This window comes from Mesorhizobium sp. M7A.F.Ca.US.006.04.2.1, assembly GCF_004022915.1.
Classification (GTDB): Bacteria; Pseudomonadota; Alphaproteobacteria; order Rhizobiales; family Rhizobiaceae; genus Mesorhizobium; species Mesorhizobium ciceri.
In genome coordinates this window covers 1-2,484 of record NZ_RZQA01000891.1, presented here as the reverse complement: position 1 = coordinate 2,484, position 2,484 = coordinate 1, and the positions used below count along the sequence as shown (strand labels likewise).

The window sequence follows — 2,484 nt, the reverse complement described above, 5'->3', positions numbered from 1 at the left end:
CTGAGTGCGCCCGCCGAGACCGTCAGCACCGCCGTCCACCAGGCACCAATCAACAGAAGGTCCCAGTAGGGCGCGACGACGGTGAAATCCAAACCTTGCATCGTGCTCTCCGGTCAGACGATGGCGAAGCGTTTGTCGAGCAGGTCGACGAACCGCGCAACCGCGTAGACCATGATCATGTAGAGCAGGGCTGCAACGCCGAATATCTCGAACGGCTTGTAGGTGGAGCCGATGAAGCGCTGGGCGGTGTAGGTCAGTTCGACGACTGAAATGGTCGACACAAGTGCTGATCCCTTCAACAAAGCAACCGTATTGACCCCGAGCGGCCGGATCATCAGCCGTGCGGCCTGCGGCAGCACGACCTTGCGCAAGGTCTGGAAACGGCTGAAGCCTATTGTGCGGGCGGCCTCCGTCTGGCCCCTGTCGACCGCGACCAGCGCACCACGGATCGATTCCGCCATATAGGCGCCGATGTTGAGACCGAGGCCGATAACGCCGGCGGCGAACGGCTCCAGATTGATGCCGATCTGCGGGCCGCCGAAATAGAGCACGAAGAGCTGGATCAGGCACGGCGTGCCGCGAAACAGGCTGACATAGAGCGTGCCGATGGTCCGCAGGATTGCCGATTTCGACATCTTGGCGGCCGCGGCCAATGAAGCAGCCGCGAGGCCCAGGATCAGGGCCAACACCGTGATCTCGATCGTCACCAAGGCGGCCTCCACGAAGAACGGGAAGACGCGCTGCATCAAGGAGAAATCCATGAAAGGGTCCAGCAGGAGTAACGCTCGGCTTCAGGCGGCTTTGGTCGCCTGAAGCCAGGAGAGATCAGCGGATGTCGCTGCCGACCCACTTCATCGAGATCTTTTCGTAGCTGCCGTCCGCCAGCATGTCGTCCAGCGCCTTCTGCATCGCAGCCTTGAGCTCCGGATTGTCCTTGCGGATGGCGATGCCGATGGCAACAGCGCCGCCTTCGATATCGGGCGTGTTGAGCTTGCGGACCTTCTCGCCCGTCTCCTTGACGGCAACCATGACCGGAATGTTGTCGACGACTATCGCGTCGACGCGGCCGGCCCTCAGCTCCAGCAGCAGTTCCGGCAGGCCCTTGTAGGTACGGATATCCCAGCCGCCCTTTTCGCGCGCCCATTTCTCATGCGTCTCGCCCAGCGTCACGCCAATGGTCTTGCCCTTGAGGTCGTCGAGGCTCTGCACTTTCGACTGCTCGCTGACGAAAACGGCGCGGCCGGCGTGGTAGTAAGGCCCGACGAAATCGACCACCTTTTCACGCTCAGGCGTGATCGTCATCGAGCCAACGACGGTGTCGTATTTGTTGGCGAGCAGGCCGGCAATGATGCCGTCCCAGGCCGTGGTGATGATGGTGCCCTTGACACCGATGCGCTCGGCGATGGCCTTGCCGATATCGGCGTCGAAACCGACGACTTCATTCTGGTCGTTGACGAAGTTGAAGGGCGGATACTGACCGCTCATGGAAATCTTCAGCTCGCCCGCCGCCTTGATCTTTTCGAGGTCGTCGGCCCTGGCCGAAACGGCAGTGAAGGTCGACGCAAGCAGCAGGGCCGCAACGGCGATGCCGGAAAATACTCTGTTCATCTGATTTCCTCTCCTCTGGATGGCGCGCAAGGTTTGTTCTTGGGAGGCGTGCAGACGCTTTCCTGTCATCAATGATTGCCTTTGCGGTATCATTGCGCAAATAGATAATGGGAATAGAGAGCATAGATATCAGGAATGGTACTTCCACGCCCCGAACGACTGGTCTGGGATCTCGACTGGAACCTTCTGCGGACATTCGTCGTCATCGCGGAGGTGAAGGGCATCACGCGAGCTGCGGAGCGACTGAACCTCAAGCAACCCAGCGTCAGCAATGCTCTGCGGCGGCTGGAGGACCGGGTGGGCCGGCGTCTGGTCGAGCGCGACGCGACGCGCTTCGAACTGACCGAGGTCGGGCGGCTTCTCTACGAGCAGAGCGTCGAGGTGTTCGGCACCATATCGCAGTTGCCGCTGCTGATGCGCGGCATCAGCGACGATGTTACCGGCCATGTGATGATCGCGACGGCAAGCCATGTCGTCTCGCCGCTCTTTGATCAGGCGCTGTCCGAGTTCCACAGCAACTACCCTCACGCCAGCATCACCATTTCAGTCGCAGCAAGCACCGAAGTCGCCAAGCAGGTGAGGGACCGGCGTGCTTCCTTCGGCATCTGCCTGGTCAGCCAGCGCGATCCGGCGCTGGAATATGCGATGGTCTACCGCGAGTTCTTCGGCTTCTTCTGTGGGCCGCAGCACAGGCTTTACGGGCAAACCGGGCTGACGCTGACCGATCTCCGGGGCGAGCCCTCGGTATCGTTCCAGACCGACCACATCTCGGATGCGTTGCGGCCGGTCGCGCTGTTGCGCAGCGAGGCCCGGCTCAACGCCGATGTCGTCGGCGTGTCCTCGAGCCTGGAAGAGGTGCGGCGCATGATCGTCGCC

3 protein-coding genes are annotated in these 2,484 nt (G+C 61.4%); 1 reads left to right on the top strand and 2 read right to left on the bottom strand.

The window, feature by feature from the left end; all coding sequences use genetic code 11:
- Positions 1–113 precede the first annotated feature (113 nt).
- Together EN925_RS31775 and EN925_RS31770 are read right to left on the bottom strand one after the other, a co-directional pair.
- On the bottom strand, positions 114–761 hold the full coding sequence (locus EN925_RS31775; RefSeq protein WP_127384925.1) for an amino acid ABC transporter permease: 648 nt from the start codon (positions 759–761) through the stop codon (positions 114–116).
- A 64-nt stretch (positions 762–825) separates the two neighbouring features.
- A complete protein-coding gene (locus EN925_RS31770; RefSeq protein ID WP_024504354.1) occupies positions 826–1,608 on the bottom strand; it encodes an ABC transporter substrate-binding protein in 783 nt (260 codons plus the stop codon).
- A gap of 135 nt (positions 1,609–1,743) precedes the next feature.
- Here EN925_RS31770 and EN925_RS31765 point away from each other — a divergent pair.
- The coding region (locus EN925_RS31765) for a LysR family transcriptional regulator (protein ID WP_164894522.1) at positions 1,744–2,484 on the top strand (741 nt) is incomplete at its 3' end.

Coding starts and splice junctions, on each gene's coding strand:
- EN925_RS31775 (WP_127384925.1), bottom strand. CDS start 761: ATGGATTTCTCCTTGATGCAGCGCGTCTTCCCGTTCTTCGTGGAGGCC.
- EN925_RS31770 (WP_024504354.1), bottom strand. CDS start 1,608: ATGAACAGAGTATTTTCCGGCATCGCCGTTGCGGCCCTGCTGCTTGCG.